General features: G+C 69.0%; 1 pseudogene. It reads right to left on the bottom strand.

Annotation, left to right across the window (positions count from 1 at the left end):
- Positions 1-88: 88 nt before the first annotated feature.
- Positions 89-258 (bottom strand): annotated as a pseudogene (locus ACEN88_RS35705) (DNA-binding response regulator); the annotation flags it as partial.

The following is a 258-nucleotide window of genomic DNA, read 5'->3' as shown; positions in this document are numbered from 1 at the left end:
CCCCCCCCCCCCCCCCAATATTTTTTTACCCCCCCAACCGGCAAAACCATTTGCCGCTCCGCCTCGTGGGCGGGTATATTTTAATACGCCCCCGGGCCTGCGCGCCGCCGGCGCGGCGCACGACGGCGCGCAGACGGGCCAGCAGCTCGGGGATGTCGAAGGGTTTGATGAGGTAATCGTCGGCGCCGCCGTCGAAGCCGTCGAGGCGGTCCTGCAGGCTGTCGCGCGCCGTGATCAGGACGGCGGGAAGCACGTGGC

The organism is Massilia sp. CT11-108 (assembly GCF_047302915.1).
In the GTDB taxonomy this organism is placed as follows: Bacteria; Pseudomonadota; Gammaproteobacteria; order Burkholderiales; family Burkholderiaceae_D; genus Telluria; species Telluria orientalis.
This window is presented reverse-complemented; position numbering and strand designations above follow the sequence as displayed.